2 protein-coding genes are annotated in these 878 nt (G+C 71.0%); both read left to right on the top strand.

Going from position 1 to position 878, the window contains the following annotated elements:
* On the top strand, window positions 1-658 hold a 658-nt coding region (locus G3N99_RS41125; RefSeq protein ID WP_206125300.1), incomplete at its 5' end, for a phosphopantetheine-binding protein.
* A gap of 9 nt (window positions 659-667) precedes the next feature.
* Window positions 668-878 (top strand): hypothetical protein (locus G3N99_RS41120; RefSeq protein WP_206125299.1); only part of this gene is annotated, 211 nt, incomplete at its 3' end.

Raw genomic sequence — 878 nt, 5'->3', positions numbered from 1 at the left:
GGGCGACCTCGCACGTCGGCGCGCCGACGGTGCGCTCGACTACCTCGGCCGCGTCGATACGCAGGTCAAGCTGCGCGGCCAGCGGATCGAGCCGGGCGAGATCGAGGCGCTGCTGCGCGCGGCACCCGGCGTGAACGATGCGGTCGTGATCGTGCGCGACGAGCAACTGATCGGCTATGTCGCACGCGGCGACGCGGGCCCGCTCGACCGGGCGGCGTTGCTCGACGCGCTGCGCGCGCAACTGCCGGCTTACATGGTGCCGTCGCAGCTGATCGAACTCGATGCATTGCCCGTCACGCCGAACGGCAAGTGCGACCGCCATGCGTTGCCCGCGCCGGTGCGCGAAGCGGCAGCCGAAGTCGAGCTCGCGACCGACACGGAACGCGCGCTTGCCGAGATCTGGCAACGCGTGCTGCACGTGGACGCGATCGGCCGCGACGGCGATTTCTTCCTGCTCGGCGGCCATTCGCTGCTCGCGACGCAGGCCCACGCGCAGGCGAACCTGCACTGGGGGCTCGCGTTGCCGCTGCGCACGCTGTTCGACACGCGCACGCTGGCGCGCTGCGCGGAGGCGATCGACGCGGCCTGCGCGGCGCGCGGCGAAACCGACGCGGCGAGCGCGATCGATGCGCTGCTCGGCGAACTAGAAACCCAATAAGGACGACGGATGACGAAGGTTCAACCCGACTGGCTCGCGCTCGCGACGCGTTTCGCGCAACTGCCCGACGCGCAGCGCGCGGTCTTCATCGACAAGCTCGGCGCGGCCGGCATCGATTTCCGCGTGCTGCCGATCCCGCCGCGTACGCCACGCAGCGACCGCGTGCCCGCGTCGTTCGCGCAGACGCGGCTGTGGCTGAGATCGGAATCGCGTCGTGTAG

The sequence above is a fragment of the Burkholderia sp. Ac-20392 genome (assembly GCF_017104585.1).
GTDB classification, from domain to species: domain Bacteria; phylum Pseudomonadota; class Gammaproteobacteria; order Burkholderiales; family Burkholderiaceae; genus Burkholderia; species Burkholderia lata.
This window is presented reverse-complemented; position numbering and strand designations above follow the sequence as displayed.